Source organism: Tumebacillus permanentifrigoris, assembly GCF_003148565.1.
Classification (GTDB): Bacteria; Bacillota; Bacilli; order Tumebacillales; family Tumebacillaceae; genus Tumebacillus; species Tumebacillus permanentifrigoris.
The window spans coordinates 66942-88782 of record NZ_QGGL01000012.1 but is presented as its reverse complement, the minus strand read 5'-3'; the positions used below and the strand labels follow the sequence as shown (position 1 = coordinate 88782).

Here is a 21841-nt window from a genome sequence, read left to right as displayed (position 1 = left end):
GGCGATGTTGAGTCGCCGGAGACTTTTTTCGTACTTCTTACGCAGTTGGAACGTTGCTTTTACCTATGTAAACGAAACGTTCTCGAATCGTGCGCAGAAATTAGAGTTTGTGGACGTTTGCAGCTTGCTTGCCGCGTGCGCCTTCGACGATCTCGAATTCAACGCGAGCGCCTTCATCGAGGGTTTTGAAACCTTCGGTTTGGATCGCGGAGAAGTGAACGAACACGTCTTCGCCGCCTTCTTGTTCGATGAAGCCATAACCTTTTTCTGCGTTAAACCATTTAACAGTACCTTGCATCTAAAACAACCTCCTAAGAAACCCGCCCTTGGACGGGTTGATACTCTAAATTGTAGCAAAAAACCCCTGTAGAGATCAAATCATTTTTTTGTGGTGTTTGTGCGAAAGAAATTGTATAATAGGAAACATCTTTTGTTTGTCAAAAAAGGAGCGTTGCAATTTGTCTATTCAAGTCGGTTCTGTCGTTGAAGGTAAAGTCACAGGTATTAAATCTTTTGGCGCGTTTGTGGAAATTGCGGAAGGTCAAACCGGCCTCGTCCACATCTCCCAAGTTTCCCATACCTTTGTCAATGATATCAACGACGTTATGAAAGTCGGAGATGTTGTGCAAGTCAAGGTTTTGAACGTGGAAGGCGGCAAGATCTCTCTGTCCGTCAAGGAAACCCAACCGAAGCCGGAAGGTTCTGATCGTCCGCGTCGTGGGGGCAACACCAATTCCAAAGGTCCGAAAAGCGGTGGCGGCGGCAAGAAACAATCTTCCGGCCCGACCTCTTACAAGACCGAAGGTTCTAACGAACCGTTCAACACCATGGAAGATCAGTTGAAAGAATGGGCAAAAAAAGCGGGCATGGTCTAAGCCACGCGAGCCTCTTTTGCACAAAACACCCCGAGTCCTAGACTCTGGGGTGTTTTTTTTGTTTTTGTCTACTCGTTTAGGACTAAAGTTTTGGAGGGTGTTGATTAAAATATGCCTTTTGTCTCACGCGAAAAAGCTTGAGAGCAGACTAAGATAAACATAGTAGGATAACTTATCGGAGTTTTATGTTGAGAAGGGAGGCTTGCGACCGCGATGTTTGTGACGAATGCGTTGGCTATTGGCATGTCTTTGGCGTGTATCGGATTGTATCAAGAGCTGGCGACACATCGTCGCTGGTCGAGGCCGAGCAAGTGGTGGGGGAGTGTGATGCTCGGGCTTGCCACATTCGCAGGCGTGACGTTGATCGCCGACCAAGTGTCTCCTGTCGCCTTGATTGCCACCTGTTCCTGCGCGATCCTCGCGCTCAGCATCCACGGACAGCACCCCGTTGATGTGGAGGATACATATGAAGCAACGGTAGAGAAACTCGTATCCGTTATAGAGGAAACTCCTCATACAGAAGAACTCGCTTTCGAAGAAATCGAAATCGAGGAAGAGCCTGCTGCGGAACCTGTCGAAATAGAAGTAGCAGAAGTTTTGGCAGTGAGAATAGAAGAACCTGTTTTGGAGGCAGATGTGCCGGTGGTGGACGAGCCTGTCGAAGCTGTTGTGGTATCCGCGGAGTGGTTGAATGAAGTGATCGCCGAGGGGTATGTCGCAAAAGGCATGGGGGATTTTGCCGGGGCTGTGGATGCTTTTGAACGTGCAGTGCGTTCTTGTACGGATACAGGGCTTTCTGATATGCTTAACGAAGAACTTTCAGATTGTTATCGAAATTTACCTGAATGGAAGCAAGGGGCGTAGTGGGTATATGAAGAGCAGTGCACAAATTCAAGGTCTCCCGATCTTCAGTCTGGTCGACGGCGCCGAGATTGGCCAAGTCAAACAACTGGTCATCGAGCCCTCTAGTGGCTCCGTCCGCCTGTTCCAAGTCGAGAACGATCAACACGCGATCGGCGTGCATGTCCTCCCGTACGCATCGGTCATCGGCGTCGGTGATTTTGCCGTTACGGTCGAATCGGGCGAGTCGATCCGCGACCTCAACAATGTCTTGGGCGCACGTGACCTCGTCCTCCTCAGTTACAAGATCATCGGCACCCGTGTGCTTTCGCGCAAGGGTCAACTGATGGGCACCGTCCACGAGTATTATGTTGACGAAGAAACCGGCTCCGTCACCGCCTGCTCCTTTGCTGAGCATGGTCAGTCCGACTCGATCCGCGTCTTCCATCGCGATAACATCATGACATTCGGTCGCGACGTCCTCGTCATCAAGGACGAGACTTCCATCTACGCCACGCTCGACGAAGGGACGTCAACTTCGGAGAATGTGATTCCGCACCCGGCCACCCAAGAGGCGACCCGCGCAGAGCAAGAAATCGCTGTGACCACTGTGACGGACTCTACCAGCCCGCAAGCGACCTCGACGGGTGCAGACACAGCAGACACTACATCCGATGCTACAGAGACCACTAGCGACACTACAGACAGCGCTGACAACGTTCTAGACTCGAACGCATCTGCAAGCTCTGAGAACGTGACCCAGTTGAACGCTGCAGACAGCTCTGACAACGTAACCAACCTCAAAGCTCCTACAGGCCCTTACGCGTATCTGATCGGCAAAGTTTTGACCGCCGACCTGACCGCTGACAACGGTGATGTCATCGCCACCCGTGGCACTGTCGTTACGGAAGAGTTGATTGAGCGCGTGAAGGCTGTCGGCCCCACGTTGTTTATGAAGCTGAACCGCCTGACCTAAGCAGATGCCGGATCGGAATTGTTAAAAACCCCAGGGCCACAGGCCTCTGGGGTTTTTGCATGTCGCTAGGCTCTGCTCTCAAAGCTTAACGTATCGGACGCCAAATTGTTCTCCATGAAGAACTCATCCATGTCAAACTCGTCCCCATTGGCCTCAAAAAACAACCCGTCCTCATCGACCTTGGCAAAAATCCCCGTGCCGAGGTTGTTGATCGTCACTTCGACCGGCATCGTGTCCGGATGGGCCTCGTAGTGATCCCAAATCGTCTGGCAGAACGAATCAACACTCTGTCCAATCTCGTGGTTCGGTTGGTTCATATCCATCTGCTCATCCTCCTCCCTTCACGTGTAGTATGTTCAAAAATAGGCGAGAGATTTTCACAAAAACTTGACAATCCGGGGGACAAATCTTCCAAGTCGTACATAAGATACGCGTGGAAGCGTGGATTTGGGAAATTCACTGAAAATACGACAAAATGCATAATTACTCGTCAAATGGTGACAAGAAAGCCTTTTCATGCAGTCGATATAACAAGAAGAAATTTCTCCAGAAAAACTTTTCCGAAACCTATTGATGTATAGCTGGAAACATGATATTCTCTTTGCTGTTGAGTCAAGAACAATAGGAACCAGGATTCACTGAAAAGGGTTGGGACCTCTTTGGACTAACCTTCCCCCCTAGTGGATGACGTAGGTCCTAGCGAACAATGACGAAAAATTGTTTGATAGGAAGGGGGCCGATGTAGATGATGGAGGAATATTCTACTTTCGGGAGACATTGTGCTGTAGACGCGTGGGGTATCGATTTTGAACTGATCAACAATGCGGAGTTCTTGAAGTCCCGCATGGTCGAAGCGGCTGAAAAAAGTGGTGCACATGTGTTGTCTGTACAGTACAAGCAATTTGAACCACAAGGCGCTACTGTTCTCGTTTTGTTGTCGGAATCGCATCTTTCGATCCACACATATCCGGAGAAAGGCTTTGCTGCGCTCGACTGCTACACCTGCGGCGATACTGTTGATCCGGAAGTGGCAATTAACTACTTGCTTGGTATTCTCAAACCGGAGACAGCGTATCCGAAACTGCTCAAGCGCGGTGAAGGTCCGATCGAGATCATTCGATAAGCTGTCAATACCCAATGCGCGTTCGGTCACGAACCGTGTTTTCAAGTAAATATTCTTTTGAGGATCTTACGCGACCATATCGCGGATTCTCACACTGGGAGGTGGTCCCTTTCGCCAAGAGAAGTGACGAAAGGGGCTTTTTCTTTTGCCCAAAATCAGCAGAAAAAACGCGACCCGGTTACACGGTCGCGAATGTACTTTCCAACTGTTCGATGCGCTCCGCCAGATTGTCTGGCAAGGGAGTGCTTTTTTGTTGATGGGCATCAAAATAGACGACGGTCGTCGTCGCGGTGCAGCACAGCAAGTTGTTTTGCTCGTTGACGATGGCATACTCCATGTCGACGCTGGAGGAACCGATCCGCGTGACGCGCAAGTAGATGCGCAGGCGGTCGTTGTAGTAGGCCTGTGCCTTGTAGTCGATCGACTGGCGGGCCAGCACGAACGTTTTGCGCTCGCGCAGCATGATTTCTGGCGTGAAGACGTCCAGCGATTCCATAAACTCCGCACGCGCCTGTTCCATGTAGATGATCGGTGAGACGTGGCTCATGTGACCGTTCATGTCGGTTTCAGCAAAGCGAACTTTGATCGGTGAATAGAAGCGGAAGTGGGACGGTGATTCTTGGCTCATGGCGAAGACCTCCTGATTGGAGAACTAGACTCACTAGTTCAAAATCAATTCTTCTCCATGATAGTCCTGAACGATAACGATGGTCAAGGTCGATTGGCATGATTTTTCAGCCCCTAGCAAACGCGTGGCGTTGTATCATAGGAGGAACGCCGGGGTCTGTGTGGAGGAGAGCATCCGACTGCGCACACATGATCTGTTCGCGATTCGCGTCGAGCGCGTGGAGACACCTGCCTGCTGAATACTTGGGGAAAACGGACTTGTGCGTGTTGTGCTCAAGTTTGTTTTTGTATAAACTTTTGTACAATCACTATATCGAGGAGGACTTTCTTTGGCTGAAAGCGTTGCGAATACAGAGTCACGACAGAATTCCTCCCCGGTCATCCGCGGAATGTTGCAAGCCCTGCCCGTCGTGATGGGCTACATCCCTGTTGGGTTTGCGTACGGCGTGCTCGCAGGGCAAGCGCACTTGTCGCTTTTTTCGACGTTGTTGATGTCCTTGATCGTGTACGCAGGTTCGTCGCAGTTGATCGCGGCGGGACTGTTTGCCAGCGGACAGCCGATGCTGTCAATTCTCCTGACGACGTTTATCGTGAATCTGCGCCATCTGTTGATGTCGGCGGCGATCTCTCCACACCTCTCGCGCTGGCCGACTTTGCAACGTCTGCTGTTCGCTTTGGAGTTGACCGATGAGACGTTCGCGTTGCATAGTTTGCAATTTGCACAGCGGGTGCCGGGGGCGCGGCAGGTGTTTGCTGTGAACATCACTTCACATCTGTCGTGGATTTTCGGCTCATGGCTCGGCTTTGTGGCCAATACATTACTGACTGATGTGCGGCCGTTTGGATTGGACTATGCGCTGCCGGCGATGTTTGTCGCGCTGTTGCTGTTGCAGATCCAGCACGTCAAGATGGTCGTGATCGCCGTCTTGAGCGGCGCCTTGGCGGTCTTGTTCAACTTATTAGGTTTCGAGACGTGGTCGGTGATGCTCGCCACGGTGCTCGGAGCGACGCTCGGGGTGGTGTTGGAGACATGGACAAACAAACAATCTTGATGACGATCGTCGGCATGGCGCTCGTGACGCTGATTCCGCGACTGTTGCCCGTCTGGTTGCTGGCTGGGCGCACGTTGCCTCCGCTCGTCGTGACGTGGTTGCGCTACGTGCCGGTCGCCGTGTTGGCTGCGATGCTCGCACCGTCGTTGGTGGTGCGGGTGGAGCACTTGGATTTTTCGTGGTCGAACCTGTACTTCTGGGTCAGCTTGCCGACCATTGCTGTGGCGTGGAAGACGCGCAGTCTGTTTGTAACGGTCGTGACCGGGATGGGCACTCTCGCTTTGATCCGGTTGTTGCTGGGCGAATAGTCAAACAGGCGAGTGGATCGGAGATCCCATCGCCTGTTTTTCGATCTGCTGTCACGCCGACTGGTTGCTGTCGAGGACATAGACTTTGATGCTTTTCTTGTACCCGAACTGGACGGCGGCGGACAGGTCGTTCATGTAGACATCGATGCGATTGCCGATGATGGCCCCACCGGTATCCTCTGCGATGCGCACACCAATTCCTTCAATATAGACTTTGGTGCCCAGCGGAATGACAGCTGGATCGACGGCGATGGTTTGGTGGTCTTTGACGTACTTGCCAGACGCGGTCACTCCGTAGGCGGGGTCGCCTGGACGCTTGCCGGTCGATTCAAAACCTGCGGTGTAGGCGGTGAGGTCGGCACTGAGCACATGTTTCACGGTGAGCCCTGGTTCGAGCAGTTTGCCTTCGAGGTTCGGGATCTGAATCTCTTGGTCGATTTTCAACAGGTTCGAATTTGGCAGTTCGTTAAGTTGGGCGAGCGTATCGGTCTTTGTATGGAAGGCGGCCGCGATCGTCGAGAGCGTGTCGCCTTTTTTCACTTTGTAGGTCAGGGTTTCCGGGATGGCCTGTTCGACTTTTTTCAATAAGTCGGTGCCGGAGCGGGCGATGATCGGCGGTGCGTTGTTCGGGATCGGGGGTCCGTAGACCAGACCGGTGCTAGCAAAGGTATGCGGAGCACCGAGCGGTGCGGATGTTTCATAGAGTGCATAGCTTGGAGCGGCGAACAGGGAGCAGAGCAAGAGCAGCGAAAAAACGAGTGCCAGTACGGTTTTCTTCATCGGTTTCAACCTCCTGATGGATACGTTTTCCTGACACTAGACTGGCCAGTTTTGGAAGACTCTAAACCTATCAGCGGCGAAATTGTCTGAAGTCAAAAAAAAAGTGCATCGAAAGAGAATTTTTCGAATATCGCAGGAGGATATTTTAAAGCGACGAAGAATATGATGTATCAAGACTTTAGACTGAACAGTCAATGTTGGAGTTCCGCTCATACTTTATGTATATCGTGACTCGACCGAACGTTCGGTTGGGGAAGCAGAGAGAGGACCATTGAAGGAGGTCACGGACACATGGAACGCAAGATTCGCAAAGTCGCGGTGCTCGGCGCCGGCGTCATGGGTGCTGGTATTGCCGCACACCTCGCCAACGTAGGGGTGAAATCCCTGCTGCTCGACATCGTGCCCAAAGATCCGGAGCAAGACCGCAACTTGTTTGCCAAGCGCGGTCGCGACGGTCTGTTGAAGCAAAAACCGGCTGCACTTTACACGGCCGAAGGAATCAACCTGATCGAAGTCGGAAACTTCGAAGACGATCTGCATCGTCTGCAAGAGTGCGACTGGGTCATCGAGGTTGTGGTTGAGAACCTCGCCGTCAAACGTCAAGTCTATGAAAAAATCGAAGCTGCGGTTCGCCCAGGCACAATCGTTTCTTCTAATACATCGGGTATGTCGATCGCTGCGATGCAAGAAGGCCGCGGCGACTCGTTCCGCAAGCACTTCCTCGGCACGCACTTCTTCAACCCGCCGCGCTATATGAAATTGCTCGAGATCATCCCAGGCCCGGAAACGGACCCGGCTGTGGTCGAGTTCATGGCAAACTTTGCAGAGAAGCGACTCGGCAAAGGCGTCGTGTTCGCCAAGGACACCGTCAACTTTATCGCCAACCGCATCGGCACCTACGGCTTGATGATCAGCGCTCAAGAGATGGTCAAGCAAGGTCTGGGCGTTGATGAAGTCGACGCACTGACCGGCCCGGTGATCGGCCGTCCGAAGTCCGCGACGTTCCGCACGCTCGACATCGTCGGTCTCGACACCTTCGTGCACGTTGCGAACAACGTTCACGACTCCGTGAGCGATGAACATGAGAAGGCGACCTTCGTCATCCCGGAGTTCCTGCAAAAAATGGTCGAAAACGGCTGGATCGGGGAAAAAGTCAAAAAAGGCTTCTTCCAAAAAATCGGCAAGGACATCCACGCGCTGGATTATGCCACGATGGAATACCGTCCGCGTACCAAGATCAAGTCGGCATCGCTTGAGATGGCGAAGCAACAAAAGTCGCTGAAGGAAAAACTGCGCGTCCTGGTCTACGGCCAAGACAAAGCTTCGCAATTCCTCTGGAACGTCATGAAGCGCACCTTGCTCTATAGCGCAGAGCACGCGTCTGAGATCGCGGACGACATCGTCAACATCGACCGCGCGATGAAGTGGGGCTTCAACTGGCAGACCGGCCCGTTCGAAACCTGGGACCTGATCGGCGTCGAGAAATCGGTCGCACGCATGGAAGCAGAGGGCGAAACCATCCCGGCATGGGTCAAAGACCTGCTGGCTTCTGGCAAGTCGTCCTTCTATGAATCTGAGTTGGGTGCCAAATCCTTCTACACCCTCTCCGGCGAGTTCAAAGGCCTGGAGGAGAAAAAGGAAAACATCTCGCTGGCAGCATTGAAGGAACAAGGCCGTGTGATCAAGAAAAACTCGGGCGCTTCGCTGATCGACCTCGGTGACGGTGTGGCAGCTCTCGAATTCCACTCCCCGAACCAAGCGATCGGTGGCGACATCGTCGCGATGATGCACTACGCAGCACAGGAAGTTTCGCAGAACTACAAGGGTCTCGTCATCGGGAACCAAGCGAACAACTTCTGCGTGGGCGCGAACTTGATGATGATCCTGATGGCAGCACAAGACGATGATTGGGATGAACTCGACCTCACCATCCGTCAGTTCCAAAATGCAACGATGGCACTCAAATACATGGATCGACCGGTGGTCGCAGCTCCGTTTGCGATGACGCTTGGCGGCGGCGCGGAAGTTTGCTTCCCGGCTGACAAGATCGTCGGCGCAGCTGAATCCTACTTTGGCCTCGTCGAAGTTGGCGTCGGTTTGCTCCCTGGCGGCGGCGGGAACAAGGAAATTCTGCTGCGCAACATCGAGAACGTGCCGGAGGGTATCGATCTCCAACCGTATGTCACCCGTGCGTTCGAAACGATCGCAACGGCGAAAGTTTCCACCTCGTTCCGCGACGGTCAGAAACTGGGTTACTTCCGTCAGTCTGATGAGATGACGGTCAACCAAGACTTCCTGCTCCACGATGCCAAGCAATCGGTGTTGGCGATGGCGGAGAACTACGTCGCTCCGACTCCGAAGCGCATCAAAGTCGTTGGCGAAAACGGATACGCGCTGCTCAAACTCGGCGCGCAAACCATGAAGCTCTCCGGCTATGCGTCCGACCATGATGTCAAAATCGCATCGAAAGTCGCAAACGTCCTCTGTGGCGGTCAAGTGATCGGCGGCTCGGTGGTCAGCGAACAATACCTGCTCGACCTCGAACGCGAAGCATTCCTCTCGCTGTGCGGCGAACCGCTGTCCCAGCAACGGATGCAATTCATGCTGACGAAAGGCAAACCGCTCCGCAACTAGTTGTCGGGTGCGAATGAAGGAGGTACTGAACCATGCGTGAAGCAGTGATCGTATCAGCTGTCCGCACAGCTGTAGGTCGTTCCCATAAAGGCTCCCTGCGCCACTCCCGTCCAGAAGATCTGGGCGGCCTGGTGGTGCGCGAAGCACTCAACCGCGTACCGGAACTCGACCCGCGTGAAGTCGAGGACGTCATCATCGGGTGCGCAATCCCAGAAGGTGAACAAGGCATGAACCTCGGCCGCATCGTGGCGATGCGAGCTGGGCTCCCGACCAACGTGTCGGGGATGACCGTTAACCGTTTCTGCTCCTCCGGTCTGCAAACGGTCGCACTCGCGGCCCAAGCGATCATCACCGGCCAAGCAGATGTCATGATCGCCGGCGGCGTTGAATCGATGTCGATGGTGCCGATGGTCGGCAACAAACTCGCTCCGAACCCGTGGTTGGTCGACAACCTGCCGGAAATCTACATGGGCATGGGCCACACCGCTGAGCAAGTTGCACAGCGTTTTGGCGTCACCCGTGAGATGCAAGACGCATTTGCGGTTCGCTCGCATGAGCGTGCAGCCGCTGCGATCGCATCGGGCAAGTTCAAGGACGAGATCGTTCCGGTTCCGGTGAAGTTCCAAACCGTAGACCCGACTGGCAAAGTGAAAGTCACCGAGTACCTGTTCGACACCGATGAAGGTGTGCGCGTGGGTACTGACATGGCTGGGCTTGGCAAATTGCGCCCGGCGTTCCATGTCAAAGGCTCTGTCACGGCGGGGAATTCCTCGCAAACGTCTGACGGCGCAGCAGCTGTCGTGATCATGTCTGCTGAAAAAGCGGCTGAACTCGGCATCAAACCGCTCGCCAAGTTCCTGTCGTTCGCTATCGGTGGCGTCGATCCGGACATCATGGGCGTCGGCCCGGTCGTTGCGATTCCGAAAGCGTTGCAAAAAGCCGGCCTGACGGTCGACGATATCGATCTGTTCGAAGTCAACGAAGCGTTCGCTTCGCAAGCGTTCCACGTCGTGCGTGAACTTGGCCTCGATGAAGAGAAAGTCAATGTCAACGGTGGTGCGATCGCGCTGGGTCACCCGCTCGGCTGCACTGGTTCCAAGCTCACTGTCCAGATCATCAACGAACTGCGTCGTCGCAATGGCAAGTACGGTGTCGTGTCGATGTGCATCGGCGGCGGCATGGGTGCGGCTGGCGTGTTCGAACTCTTGAACTAAACCCAACTTGAGGAGGCAACTACCCATGAGCGAATTGCAAACCAAAAAACGCGGCGGAGCTTTCCTGATCGAAAAGACCTCTCCGTCCGAAGTCTTCACCCCGGAAGACTTCAACAAGGAACAACTGATGATCGCAAAAACCACGGCTGACTTTGTCAAAGGCGAAGTTGAACCGCGTCGTGAAGAGATCGAAAAGCTCGACCTCGAACTGACGATGGAACTGTTGAAGCAAGCGGGGGACCTCGGTCTGCTGGCAGCTGACGTTCCGGAAGACTACGAAGGTCTGGGCCTCGACAAGATCTCTTCGACCCTGATCACCGAAAACTTCACCCGTGCGGGCTCCTTCGGCCTGTCCCACGGTGCGCACGTCGGGATCGGCACCCTGCCGATCGTCTACTTCGGCAACGAAGACCAAAAAAGCCGCTACCTGCCGGACCTCGCATCCGGTGCGAAATTCGCAGCGTACTGCCTGACCGAGCCGGGCTCCGGCTCCGACGCACTCGGCGCGAAAACCACCGCAGTTCTGAACGCGGAAGGCACCCACTACGTGCTGAACGGCACCAAGCAGTTCATCACCAACGCGGGCTTCGCTGACGTGTTCGTCGTATACGCAAAAGTCGATGGCGACAAGTTCACCGCGTTCATCGTGGAAAAAGAGTTCGCTGGCGTTTCCACCGGCCCGGAAGAGAAGAAGATGGGGATCAAAGGCTCCTCGACCCGTCCGCTGATCCTCGAAGATGTTGCGGTTCCGGTTGAGAACCTGCTCTACGAAGTAGGCAAAGGCCACCACATCGCCTTCAACATCCTGAACATCGGCCGTTACAAGCTGGCAGCAGGTTGTGTCGGCTCCAACAAGCTGGCGATTGAGTACTCCGTCAAGTACGCAAACCAACGCAAGCAGTTCAACAAAGTGATCTCCTCCTTCCCGTTGCTGCGCGAAAAGTTCGCTGACATGAACATCGCAGCGTATGCAACCGAGTCGATGATCTACCGCATCGGCGGCATGATCGAAGCAGGTCTGGCTGACGTCGACACCTCCAAAGGTACCGACGTGACCGCAGCGATTGCAGAATACGCAATCGAGTGCTCGATCTCCAAAGTCTTCGCTTCCGAAGCGTTCGACTATGTTGTTGACGAAGGCGTGCAAGTTCACGGCGGCTACGGCTTCATCAACGAGTATCCGATCGAGCAGATGTACCGTGACTCCCGCATCAACCGCATCTTCGAAGGCACCAACGAAGTCAACCGTCTGTTGATCCCGGGCACCCTCGTCAAGAAAGCGATGAAGGGCGAAATCGGCCTGCTGCAAGCGGCACAAGCGCTGCAATCCGAGCTGATGATGATGATGCCGTCGCAAGTAGACGAAGACACCCCGTTGGCTGTCGAGGAAGACCTGCTCGAACGCGCGAAAAAAGTCTTCCTGATGGTCGCTGGCTATGGCGTACAGAAGTACCAACTGAAACTTGAGCAAGAGCAAGAAGTGCTCGCAAACGTTGCAGACCTGATCATCGAAATCTTCGTGGCGGAGTCCTGCCTCCTGCGCGCACAAAAGCAAATCGAGAAAGACGGCGTGGAAAAAGCGAAGCACAAGATCGCGATGACCCAAGTCTTCGTCAACGAATCCTTTGGTCGCATCGAAGCGATTGCCAAGGAAACCTTGGCAGCGATGGAAGAGGGCGACGTTCTGAAAACCCAACTCTCCGTCCTCAAAAAGCTCGTTCGCTCCACCCCGATCAACGCAGTGAAAATCAAGCGTGAACTCGCATCCCACATCGTGGACCAAGAGTCTTACGTCTGCTAATCGCACCAAACCAAGCCGCTCCCCTCACGCGAGGGAAGCGGCTTTTTTAGGCAGGAAAAAACTGTGCGCTTCGGGCCTGTCAAAAAAACAGGAATTTCGTGTCCCGTGTCGAACCTATTCGACCAAGAACTGATTTTCTGGGGGGTGTTCGTCCCATGAGTCTAACTACGATCGGATTGATTGGCCTCGGGGCTCTCGCAGTGCTCTCGATGGTCATGATGATCGGGAACGTGTTGAGCAAGGGCAAGTACGGCGGGGCGTGGGCCGCTTTTGGCGGAGCCTGTGTGCTGCTGGCGGGCGCGATGCTCGTCCTGTCTGCGTTCATGCCAACGGCAACCGCCGAGGCGGAGAGCGCGAAATCCAAACCGACCTCGACCGACACGGCGGTTACGCCGGGTGAAACCACAACCCCGACGCCAACCACCGCTGTCAAGACGGCGGGCATCGGGGAGTTCAAAAACGGTGTACAAGCCGACCAAGATCTGACCTTCCTCGCGAACGTTCTCGAAGCATTGAAGGACGGCAAGCCGATCCCGAGCGAATACCTCGCGAAGTTGCCAGACGGCGGTCAGCAGATCGCCATGCAACAGGCTGCATCCGGTCAATCGCAGGGTGTGTCCAAGCCGCTGACCACCCAACTCGTCACCATCGCCCGCGACCAAGGCAAGACCTCGCCGCGCGCCACTTCTTCCAACTATGTCCCGCAGTCGCAGACCAGTGCGGGGAGCGAAACCAAGCCTAGCCCATCGAACGGCGGAGGTAGCAACAGCACGACAACACAACCGTCGTCGCCTGTGCAACAGACCCCGACGCCGGTTCCACAGACCCCACCGGTCCAGCAGACACCACCCGTTCAGCAAACTCCGCCGGCACAACAACCGCCTGCCAAGGGCACGCTGATCGATGGAGGGCTGCTCAAGTCGGTGCTCGGTGCGAGCAAAGCGCAAGTGCAAAACTTCTTCCGCTACAACCAAAGCCTCGGCACAGATGGCAATACGCTGTCTTACCTGCGCGGATCGATGGCGGTTGACGTGACGCTCAGCGGCGACACCGCGACGAAAGTTACGATGCGCTTCGATCGTTTCAACCCGTCGGGTCAAGACCGCAACTACTACGAGACCTACATGATGGGCATGGCGGGCATGAGCGAAGCCTCGCCGAGTTCGCGCAACGGCCTGACCAGCACGTGGACGAACATCTATGCAGGTGCCTACAACATCGTGTTCAATATCGACCTCGCCAGCAACTCCGGCCGCATTGAGGCCAGTCGCTGAGGAAGTCCCGGAAAAGCCCCTCTGTCGCTTGCGACCCGAGGGGCTTTTTGTCTGGCAGACAGGAATCTTCCCGTTGCATCAAGAAATAGAAGATTCAGAGTTTCATAGCGATTTGCAGGAGGAGGACAGCGATGATCTTCAACGAGCGCATGGAAACGATGGAACATAAGCGCTTACAGGAACTGCAGCTGGAACGGTTGCAGGCGACGGTCAAGCGTGTGGTGGAACGAGTGCCTTTTTACGAGGCGGCGTTCGCTGCGGCGGGCGTGGCTCCGAATGATATCCGCAGCTTGGACGATGTGGCCAAGCTGCCTTTTACCGTCAAAAAAGACCTCCGGGATCAGTACCCGTTCGGTCTGTTCGCCTGTGACCGCGCTGAAGTGGCGCGCATCCACGGCTCCTCAGGCACCAAAGGCAAGCCGACGGTGGTCGGATACACCAAGCAGGACTTGGCGAACTGGGCGGAGATCGTCGCTCGAGCGATCTGCCTCGCGGGGGGACGACCGGGTGATCTATTCCACAACGCCTATGGCTATGGTCTGTTCACAGGCGGTCTCGGACTGCACGCAGGAGCCGAGGTGATGGGGGCGACCGTCGTGCCGGTTTCCGGCGGTCAGACGGCGCGTCAGATTACGCTGATTCAAGACTTCGAGCCGCGTGGGATCTCCTGCACACCCTCTTATGCACTGAACATCGCCGAGGAGATGGTGCGCCAAGGTCTCGACCCGAGCGCGACCACACTTCAGTACGGAATCTTCGGTGCAGAACCGTGGACGGAAGAGATGCGACAAACGTTGGAGCGCGTCTGGGGATTGAAGGCGATCGACATCTATGGACTCAGCGAAGTGATGGGCCCTGGGGTCGCCTGTGAGTGCTGTGAGGAGCAGAACGGTCTGCACATAGCCGAGGATCACTTCTATGCAGAAATCATCGACCCAGAGACGCTGGAGCCCCTCCCAGAGGGGGAGTTTGGTGAATTGGTGTTCACATCGTTGACCAAGCAAGCGCTTCCCGTGATCCGCTACCGCACCGGCGACATCTCCGCGCTGACGTCCAAGCCGTGCTCCTGTGGGCGCACGATGCGCCGGATGACGCGGATCAAGGGGCGTATCGACGACATGTTGATCATCCGTGGGGTGAACGTGTTCCCCAGCGAGATGGAAGCCGTGTTGCTCACCGTGCCGGAACTGGCTCCCCACTACCAAGTTGTGCTCTCCCGTGATGGGGCGCTCGATTCAGTGGAACTGCAAGTCGAAATGCAGAGCGAGCCTGCTTCCTGCTCGGAAGCGGAGTTGACGAACCGCGTAGGACATCTGCTCAAGGAAGCGCTCGGGGTTTCCATCGGGCTGAAAGTACATCCTCCTCAGACGATTGCTCGCAGCGAGGGCAAGGCGGTTCGCATCGTTGATAGGAGACAGTAACTTCCTATTATAAGTAGCAAGGAGCCGAATGGATTGGCTCCTTTTTTCATGTGTGTGGTCGGTGTGGTATCATAGAGCACATGGAACTTGAAAAAATTCTGCTGTTCAAAATTCGCAGCCGTGTCGGTCGTTGGTGGCTGCTCGATCGTTTGATGGCGCATGTTGCGCTCCGAGGTCCGCTCTGGATGTTTGTCGTGATGGGATGGGTGTTCTGGATCGGCGGAGCAGGCGGTAAACTCACTGTGGTGCAAGCGATTGCAGCGGCGGTGTTGACGCGCGGACTCAACGAATTGATCGGTCGCGTCCGTCACCGGGATCGTCCCTTTGTGCGAGAGAACTTCGTGCCGTTGATCCAACACCGCCCGAGCTTCTCCTTTCCAAGCAACCACAGCGCCTGTGGATTCGCGCTCGCTGTCGCCGTGTTCTGTGGGGCACCCGCGTATGGGGTGCTGATGTTGCTCATCGCGGGTTGGATGGCCTACGCCCGGCTCTACGTCGGTGTTCACTACCCACTCGACGTGCTCGCTGGAGCACTGATCGGTTCACTTGTCGCCTGGCTGCTTCACCTGCTCATCTAAAAAAACCAACGTCCTCAACAACGGGGACGTTGGCTTTTTTATAAGTGTGTGAAGTAGTACAGGAACAGGCCGAACACTTGCAGAATCCCGAACAGCAATTCCAGCAGTGCGGTCAGTCCGAATGCCATGTTCAACTCGACAGGTTCGGTCGTCGGACGCACCGTGCGGATGATGCGAATCGCCAACGGGATCGTCAGCAACGGGAGCAGGGAAAGCGCTGGCATCACGTCCATCACCCAGAGCAGCAGCGGGATCACATAGGCGAACAGCAACAGCAGGTAAAACAGCCGATTGGCGGGGCGCTGGGGCAGGGTCGAGGCGAGGGTGCGTTTGCCGATCATCCGGTCATGGCGGATGTCGCGCAGGTTATGTACGTGTGTGACTGCCATCGCCAACAACCCATACGGAACCCCGGAGAGCAACACATAGGCATAGGCGATCTTGACCATCGCGTAATAGGTGCCCAACGTCACCAACGGCCCACTGAGCAGGAACATCGTCACTTCACCGAGCGCGTGATAGGACAGCGCCAACCGCGTGGCGGAGTAGAGGATGCTGCCGAGTACGCCAACGATCCCCAATACGAGGACCACCCAACCCCCGACCGAGACCAGATAGCCGCCGAGCAACAGCGCGAGGATGTAGCAAACCCACGCACCCGCGTACAGTTGATGTGGGAGCAGCCACCCTTTATGCAAAACGCCGACGGAGACGCCGTGCGCGTCGGCGCCTTTGAGATCGTCGTAGTATTCGTTGAGCAAGTTGCTGCCCGCTTGGATCAGCATCACCGCGATCATCGTCAGCAGAAATGTCCAGCCGTCAAAGCCACGGTCGAGCAGCGCCAGTCCACCGCCGAGCAGAACGGGAAGGATCGCCGCGATCAGCGAGGGTGCGCGCACGGCCCGCACCCATTTTTGAAACAGAGATGGGTATTTGGTTGTCTGGGATGCAGGCATCGATGTTGTTCCTTTCGTGGGCATTCCTACGCGTGCAACTGCTGGTTCTGGCGGATGGTGTCCACCTCTTCTAAGTACGCGCGAATGTCTTGCTCGCGGTAGACATGGAAGGTGTCGATCTGCTCAGCTATGCGATGCGCTTCTTCGGTGGTCAGGTGCAGGTAGATCTGGTGGTAGGTGACGGGCGGCTTCGATTGCAACTGCACGACTGCGCGCGAGATCTCCAGGATTACGCGTTGATCGGAGGTGTAGTTGCGCCAACGCAAGTCGTGTGGCATGACCACCACGTTCGAAGGAGGTTCGTACTCTCTGTCCCGGAACAGGATCTTGGCGAGGAAAAACCCGATGAACATCAAAAGCGGCAGCCCAACCAACAACAGCCAATATCCGTCGTCCAACCACGGCGTGTCATAGACGATCCACATGTTCATTCACCCCATACGTTCATTCAGATCTCTCAAGTCCTACTATACTATGAGATTCCAACGATTCACAATATCACACCGCGTTGTTCCAACGTTTTCCTCGCATCTCGCGTTCCTGCCACGCATAGAATCGAGATGTGAGACCTCGATATCCGGCGCAAATCGCACCTATTCACGGGTATCATGCAGATATTCACTAAAATCAACCGATACGGCAGGTGAAGGCTCAAAATATTTCGTGTACTATGAATCCATAAAAGATTCTGAACTTTTACACCTGTGTAACAGATACTGGGAGTACATGTTCAGAACAAAAGAAACAGGATTGACCAAGAAAAAGGGGGATTTATTCGATGATGATGGGCAAGAAATTTATCGCCGTAACGGCGGCGCTGACCTTGACGACGGTTGGTCTGGCAGGTTGTTCGAAATCGACCAGCAGTGAGGGCGGTAGCGGCGACACGATTAAGGTCGGTACCAACTTGGAGCTGACCGGCGCGGTCGCAGCATTTGGTCAATCTCAGCTCAACGGCATCAACCTCGCTGTCGAGGAGATCAACAAAGCTGGCGGCATCAACGGCAAGAAGCTCGAAGTGATCTCGGCGGACAACGCTTCTAAAAAGGAAGAATCCACCCGCACCGCAACCAAATTGATCACCCAAGACAAAGTCGACGTGCTGCTCGGCGCGGCGATCTCGGGCGACACCTTCGCAGCGGTTGAAGTTGCGAACAACAAAAAAGTTCCGATGCTGACCCCGTCGGCGACGAACGACAGCATCACCTTCGATGCGAAGAAAAGCAAACTCAACGAATACGTATTCCGCGCTTGCTTCATCGACTCCTTCCAAGGGAAAGTCATGGCGGACTTCTCCGCGAAAAACCTGAAGGCGAAGAACGCGGTTGTTTATATCGACAACTCTTCCGACTACTCCAAAGGTCTGGCGAAATCCTTCACCTCGACCTTCACGGCTGGCGGCGGCAAAGTTGTTGCAGAAGAATCCTACCAAACCAAGGACACCGACTTCAAAGCGGTCCTGACCCGCATCAAAACCTTGAACCCGGAAGTTATCTTCGTTCCAGGCTACTACGAAGAAGTTGGCAAAATCATCAAGCAAGCTCGTGAGATGGGCATCAAAGTTCCGATGATGGGTGGCGACGGCTGGGATGCACCGGAACTCGCACAGATCGCAGGCGCTGAAAACCTCAACAACACCTTCATCTCCAACCACTACTCTTCGGAAGACAAAGATCCGAAAGTTGTGAAGTTCATCGATAACTTCAAGTCCAAGTACAACTCCGTGCCGGATGCGATGGCAGTCCTCGGCTACGACGGGATGTACATGATGGCAGACGCGATCAAACGCGCAGGCTCCACCGATAAGGAAAAAATCAAAGACGCACTCGCTAACACCAAAGATTTCGAAGGTGTAACCGGCAAAATCGCACTCGATAAAAACCACGACCCGGTAAAAGCAGCAGTTGTCCTCGAATACAAGGACGGCAAGCAAACTTTCAATACCAAAGTCCAGCCGTAGGTTGAGCATTTTGGGGGGAGCCGGTGTTCAACCATCGCTCTCCCTTTTTTACATGAATTGAAACGAAATGAGGTGTCGTTCTCTTGACATTCGATTATATCGTCCAACAGCTCATCAACGGGATTTCGATTGGCTCGATCTACGCATTGATCGCACTCGGGTATACGATGGTCTACGGGATCATCAAGCTGATCAATTTCGCACACGGGGATGTGTTCTTCGTCGGTGCGTACACGGGGTATTTTGCAGCCAAGGCTGGACTCGGTCTGATCCTCTCGCTCGTGCTCGCGATGGTGGTTTGCGGGGTGCTCGGCGTGATTATCGAACGTCTGGCGTACAAGCCCTTGCGCAACGCAGCGCGCATCGTCATCCTGATCACGGCGATCGGCGTGTCGTTCCTGCTGGAAAACCTCGGCATCACCTTCCTCGGCCCGCAAGCGCAAGGCTTCCCGGAGATTGTGAAAAAAACCGACTTCACGCTGTTTGGCGGCGTGGTCATCGATTCAATCCAGATCATCGTCCTCGTCGTCACCGTCATCCTGATGGCCGTTCTGCAGTATATCGTCCATCGCACGAAAATCGGCAAAGCGATGCGCGCAGTCTCTTACGATATGGAAGCCGCTCGTCTGATGGGCATCAACGTCGACAGCACGATCTCGGCTACGTTTGCGATCGGCTCCGCATTGGCGGGGGCAGCAGGCGTTGTGTTCGCGGTCATGTATCCGTCGGTTGACCCCTTGATGGGCATCATTCCGGGCCTGAAAGCATTTATCGCAGCCGTGCTCGGCGGCATCGGGATCATCCCAGGCGCACTGGTCGGCGGTCTGTTGCTCGGCGTCGTCGAAACGGGCGTACAATCGATCCCGGGCATGTCCCTGTGGCGTGATGGCGTGGCATTCGGCATCCTGATCCTGATCCTCATCTTCAAGCCGACCGGTCTGTTCGGCAAAAACGTCCGCGAGAAAGTGTAGGTGGAGACTCATGAACAAGCGGTTTTTCCTCGGAGTTGCAATCAGCCTTGTGTTCTATGGGGTGATCCAAGCACTGATCACGGGCGAAGTCCTCAATGACTCGTATGTCGACACCCTCGTGATCATGGGGGTTAACATCATCTTGGCGGTTTCGTTGAACCTGATCAACGGTTTTACCGGTCAGTTTTCGATTGGACATGCTGGTTTCATGTCGATCGGGGCGTATGTCTCGGCGATTCTGACTACCAACGAAGGCTATTCGTTCCCGCTCGCTTTGCTCTGTGGCTGTCTGGCTGCAGCGGTCGCCGGTCTGATCATCGGCCTCCCGACCCTGCGCCTCAAAGGTGACTACCTCGCGATTGCGACGCTCGGCTTCGGTGAGATCATCCGCATCGTGTGGCTGAACAACGACTACGTCGGCGGCGCATCTGGCCTCAATGGCATCGAGCGCGTCACCGACTGGACGTGGACGTTCTTCCTCGTCCTGATCACAGTCGTCGTGATTCAAAACATCGTCAAGTCCTCGCATGGCCGCGCTCTGATCGCGATTCGTGAAAACGAGATCGCAGCGGAATCGATGGGCGTCAACGTGACCCGTTACAAAGTCATCGCCTTCGTCGTCGGTGCGTTCTTCGCGGGCATGGCGGGTGCGATCTCCGCGCATTACTTCTACGGGATCGCGCCGAACAGCTTCAACTTCATGAAGTCCTTTGAGATCCTCGTCTTCGTCGTGCTCGGCGGTCTCGGCAGCACCACCGGCGTCATCGTCGGTACGATCCTGCTGACCTTGCTGTTCACGTACCTGCAAGACTTCCCGGAAGTCCGGATGATCATCTACTCCTTGATCTTGATCTTGACGATGATCTTCCGCCCGAAAGGTCTGCTCGGCAGCGTCGACGTATCGAAGTTCTTCACGAAGAAAGGGGGAGCGTCCAAAGATGGCGGCACAACAACAACTCCTTAAAGTCGAGAACGTGTCCCGCGTGTTTGGGGGCTTGAAGGCGGTCTCCGATGTGAACTTGGAGATCGCAGATGGAGAACTGGTCGGACTGATCGGGCCAAACGGTGCCGGCAAGACGACGCTGTTCAACCTCCTGACCGGTGTGTACGAACCGTCGGAAGGCAATATCGCCTTCAACGGAACGCGTGTCAACGGTTTGAAGCCGTACCAGATCACCAAGCGCGGTGCGGCGCGTACCTTCCAGAACATCCGGCTGTTCAGCGACATGACCGTCCTCGAAAACGTCATGGTCGCCTACCACATGCACGCTACGCACGGCCTGTTCTCCTCGATCCTGCGCTTGCCGACCCATTTCAAAGGCGAAGCGGATATGAAGGTGAAGGCGTTGGAATTCCTGAAGATCTTCAAACTGGAAGGCAAAGCCGACGAGGTGGCAAAAAACCTCCCGTATGGCGAGCAGCGCCGTCTGGAGATCGCTCGCGCACTGGCTGCCAAGCCGAAGTTGCTCCTGCTCGACGAGCCAGCGGCGGGGATGAACCCGCAGGAGACGACCGATCTGATGAACTTGATCCGCTGGATTCGCGATGAATTCAAGATCACGATCCTCCTGATCGAACACGACATGGGCTTGGTCATGGGTGTGTGTGAGCGCATCTACGTGCTCGACCGCGGTCAGATGATCGCCTCCGGAACCCCGGAACAGATTCGTGCCAACCAGAAAGTCATCGAAGCCTATCTGGGCCAGGAGGTGTAGCCCGATGTTAGCAGTCAAGGATATCAATGTGTTTTACGGCGCGATCCATGCGCTCAAAGGGGTCTCCCTCGACGTCAAGGAGGGCGAGATCGTCACGATGATCGGCGCCAACGGCGCGGGCAAGTCGACGATCCTGAAAACCCTCTCCGGCCTCTTGAAGCCGCAGTCCGGTTCCATCGAATTCTTGGACAAACCGATTCATGGCAAAGTGGCACAGGACATCGTCAAGCGCGGCTTGGTGCATTGTCCGGAAGGCCGCCGCGTGTTCGCGAACATGTCGGTCGAGGAAAACCTCGAACTGGGTGCCTTCCTGCGCAAGGACAAAAAGGGCATCGCTGACGACATGGCAAGCGTCTACAAACGCTTCCCGCGGATGCTGGAGCGTTCCAAGCAGCTTGCAGGGACACTCTCCGGCGGTGAGCAACAGATGCTGGCGATGGGCCGTGCGCTGATGGCGCGCCCGAAGCTGCTCCTGCTCGATGAACCGTCGATGGGTCTCGCACCGCTACTCGTCCGCGAGATCTTCAACATCATCCAAGAGATCAACCAGACGGGCACCACCGTGTTGTTGGTTGAGCAAAATGCGAACATGGCGCTCTCGATTGCACACCGTGCGTATGTCATCGAGACCGGCAAGATCGTGCTCACCGGTGCGGCAGAGGAATTGGCAAGCTCCGAAGAAATCAAAAAAGCATACTTGGGCGGCTAAGCCGTGCTCAGTTTTTTGAAAAAAGCT

At 55.1% G+C, this 21841-nt stretch carries 24 protein-coding genes; 18 read left to right on the top strand and 6 right to left on the bottom strand.

Annotated elements, in window-relative coordinates; all coding sequences use genetic code 11:
* Nucleotides 1-100: 100 nt before the first annotated feature.
* Nucleotides 101-298 carry a cold-shock protein gene (locus tag C7459_RS14475; RefSeq protein WP_109690018.1) on the bottom strand — a complete coding sequence of 66 codons (198 nt, stop codon included), beginning with the start codon at nt 296-298 and terminating at the stop codon, nt 101-103.
* Between the two features lie 160 nt (nt 299-458).
* Here C7459_RS14475 and C7459_RS14470 point away from each other — a divergent pair, with 160 nt between their 5' ends.
* From C7459_RS14470 to C7459_RS14460, 3 genes are all read left to right on the top strand, one after another.
* On the top strand, nt 459-875 hold the full coding sequence (locus C7459_RS14470) for a S1 RNA-binding domain-containing protein (protein WP_109690017.1): 417 nt from the start codon (nt 459-461) through the stop codon (nt 873-875).
* Between the two features lie 213 nt (nt 876-1088).
* Nucleotides 1089-1739, top strand: a complete 651-nt coding sequence (locus C7459_RS14465; RefSeq protein WP_109690016.1) for a hypothetical protein — start codon at nt 1089-1091, stop codon at nt 1737-1739.
* A 7-nt stretch (nt 1740-1746) separates the two neighbouring features.
* The gene (locus C7459_RS14460; RefSeq protein ID WP_109690015.1) at nt 1747-2691 is read left to right on the top strand and encodes a PRC-barrel domain-containing protein; all 945 of its coding nucleotides are present in this window, start codon (nt 1747-1749) and stop codon (nt 2689-2691) included.
* 65 nt (nt 2692-2756) lie between these two features.
* Here the strand turns inward: C7459_RS14460 and C7459_RS14455 are convergent, their stop codons facing one another.
* Nucleotides 2757-3014: a hypothetical protein gene (locus C7459_RS14455; protein WP_109690014.1), complete on the bottom strand. Its 258-nt coding sequence runs from the start codon at nt 3012-3014 to the stop codon at nt 2757-2759.
* Nucleotides 3015-3436: 422 nt separating this feature from the next.
* Here C7459_RS14455 and speD point away from each other — a divergent pair, with 422 nt between their 5' ends.
* Nucleotides 3437-3814 (top strand): adenosylmethionine decarboxylase, encoded by a 378-nt coding sequence (gene speD, locus C7459_RS14450; RefSeq protein WP_109690013.1) that lies wholly within the window; start codon nt 3437-3439, stop codon nt 3812-3814.
* Nucleotides 3815-3992: 178 nt separating this feature from the next.
* Here the strand turns inward: speD and C7459_RS14445 are convergent, their stop codons facing one another.
* Nucleotides 3993-4442 (bottom strand): acyl-CoA thioesterase, encoded by a 450-nt coding sequence (locus C7459_RS14445; protein ID WP_109690012.1) that lies wholly within the window; start codon nt 4440-4442, stop codon nt 3993-3995.
* A 79-nt stretch (nt 4443-4521) separates the two neighbouring features.
* Between C7459_RS14445 and C7459_RS23390 the strand changes: the two genes are divergently transcribed.
* The 3 genes from C7459_RS23390 to C7459_RS14435 all read left to right on the top strand — a co-directional run bounded on the left by C7459_RS23390 (nt 4522) and on the right by C7459_RS14435 (nt 5801).
* On the top strand, nt 4522-4680 hold the full coding sequence (locus C7459_RS23390) for a hypothetical protein (RefSeq protein ID WP_170119477.1): 159 nt from the start codon (nt 4522-4524) through the stop codon (nt 4678-4680).
* A gap of 90 nt (nt 4681-4770) precedes the next feature.
* Nucleotides 4771-5493, top strand: coding sequence for an AzlC family ABC transporter permease (locus C7459_RS14440; protein ID WP_109690011.1), 723 nt, complete (start codon nt 4771-4773; stop codon nt 5491-5493).
* Nucleotides 5472-5801, top strand: coding sequence for an AzlD domain-containing protein (locus C7459_RS14435; protein WP_109690010.1), 330 nt, complete (start codon nt 5472-5474; stop codon nt 5799-5801). The genes C7459_RS14440 and C7459_RS14435 overlap by 22 nt, the downstream gene beginning before the upstream one ends.
* 51 nt (nt 5802-5852) lie before the next feature.
* Here C7459_RS14435 and C7459_RS23885 read toward each other — a convergent pair whose 3' ends face one another.
* On the bottom strand, nt 5853-6581 hold the full coding sequence (locus C7459_RS23885; protein WP_109690009.1) for a 3D domain-containing protein: 729 nt from the start codon (nt 6579-6581) through the stop codon (nt 5853-5855).
* Between the two features lie 291 nt (nt 6582-6872).
* On the opposite strand from C7459_RS23885, the gene C7459_RS14425 reads away from it, so the two are divergent.
* From C7459_RS14425 to C7459_RS14400, 6 genes are all read left to right on the top strand, one after another.
* Nucleotides 6873-9215: a 3-hydroxyacyl-CoA dehydrogenase/enoyl-CoA hydratase family protein gene (locus C7459_RS14425; RefSeq protein ID WP_109690008.1), complete on the top strand. Its 2343-nt coding sequence runs from the start codon at nt 6873-6875 to the stop codon at nt 9213-9215.
* Between the two features lie 32 nt (nt 9216-9247).
* Nucleotides 9248-10429: an acetyl-CoA C-acyltransferase gene (locus C7459_RS14420; protein ID WP_109690007.1), complete on the top strand. Its 1182-nt coding sequence runs from the start codon at nt 9248-9250 to the stop codon at nt 10427-10429.
* Nucleotides 10430-10454: 25 nt separating this feature from the next.
* Complete coding sequence (locus tag C7459_RS14415; protein WP_109690006.1) at nt 10455-12230, top strand: acyl-CoA dehydrogenase family protein; 1776 nt, start codon at nt 10455-10457, stop codon at nt 12228-12230.
* Between the two features lie 155 nt (nt 12231-12385).
* On the top strand, nt 12386-13504 hold the full coding sequence (locus C7459_RS14410) for a hypothetical protein (RefSeq protein ID WP_109690005.1): 1119 nt from the start codon (nt 12386-12388) through the stop codon (nt 13502-13504).
* A gap of 131 nt (nt 13505-13635) precedes the next feature.
* Nucleotides 13636-14925, top strand: coding sequence for a phenylacetate--CoA ligase family protein (locus C7459_RS14405; RefSeq protein ID WP_109690004.1), 1290 nt, complete (start codon nt 13636-13638; stop codon nt 14923-14925).
* An 80-nt stretch (nt 14926-15005) separates the two neighbouring features.
* Complete coding sequence (locus C7459_RS14400) at nt 15006-15503, top strand: phosphatase PAP2 family protein (protein ID WP_109690003.1); 498 nt, start codon at nt 15006-15008, stop codon at nt 15501-15503.
* Between the two features lie 38 nt (nt 15504-15541).
* On the opposite strand, the gene menA is transcribed toward C7459_RS14400, so the two are convergent.
* On the bottom strand, nt 15542-16459 hold the full coding sequence (menA, locus tag C7459_RS14395; RefSeq protein WP_170119476.1) for a 1,4-dihydroxy-2-naphthoate octaprenyltransferase: 918 nt from the start codon (nt 16457-16459) through the stop codon (nt 15542-15544).
* 26 nt (nt 16460-16485) lie between these two features.
* On the bottom strand, nt 16486-16884 hold the full coding sequence (locus tag C7459_RS14390) for a hypothetical protein (protein WP_109690001.1): 399 nt from the start codon (nt 16882-16884) through the stop codon (nt 16486-16488).
* 356 nt (nt 16885-17240) lie between these two features.
* Here C7459_RS14390 and C7459_RS14385 point away from each other — a divergent pair, with 356 nt between their 5' ends.
* The 5 genes from C7459_RS14385 (at nt 17241) to C7459_RS14365 (ending at nt 21814) form a co-directional block, all read left to right on the top strand.
* Nucleotides 17241-18419 carry an ABC transporter substrate-binding protein gene (locus C7459_RS14385; protein WP_109690077.1) on the top strand — a complete coding sequence of 393 codons (1179 nt, stop codon included), beginning with the start codon at nt 17241-17243 and terminating at the stop codon, nt 18417-18419.
* A gap of 83 nt (nt 18420-18502) precedes the next feature.
* A complete protein-coding gene (locus C7459_RS14380) occupies nt 18503-19390 on the top strand; it encodes a branched-chain amino acid ABC transporter permease (RefSeq protein ID WP_109690000.1) in 888 nt (295 codons plus the stop codon).
* Between the two features lie 10 nt (nt 19391-19400).
* Complete coding sequence (locus C7459_RS14375) at nt 19401-20354, top strand: branched-chain amino acid ABC transporter permease (RefSeq protein ID WP_109689999.1); 954 nt, start codon at nt 19401-19403, stop codon at nt 20352-20354.
* Entirely contained in the window at nt 20329-21105 is a 777-nt protein-coding gene (locus C7459_RS14370) for an ABC transporter ATP-binding protein (RefSeq protein WP_109689998.1), read from the top strand. The genes C7459_RS14375 and C7459_RS14370 overlap by 26 nt, the downstream gene beginning before the upstream one ends.
* A 4-nt stretch (nt 21106-21109) precedes the next feature.
* Nucleotides 21110-21814 (top strand): ABC transporter ATP-binding protein, encoded by a 705-nt coding sequence (locus C7459_RS14365; RefSeq protein WP_109689997.1) that lies wholly within the window; start codon nt 21110-21112, stop codon nt 21812-21814.
* Nucleotides 21815-21841: the final 27 nt, after the last annotated feature.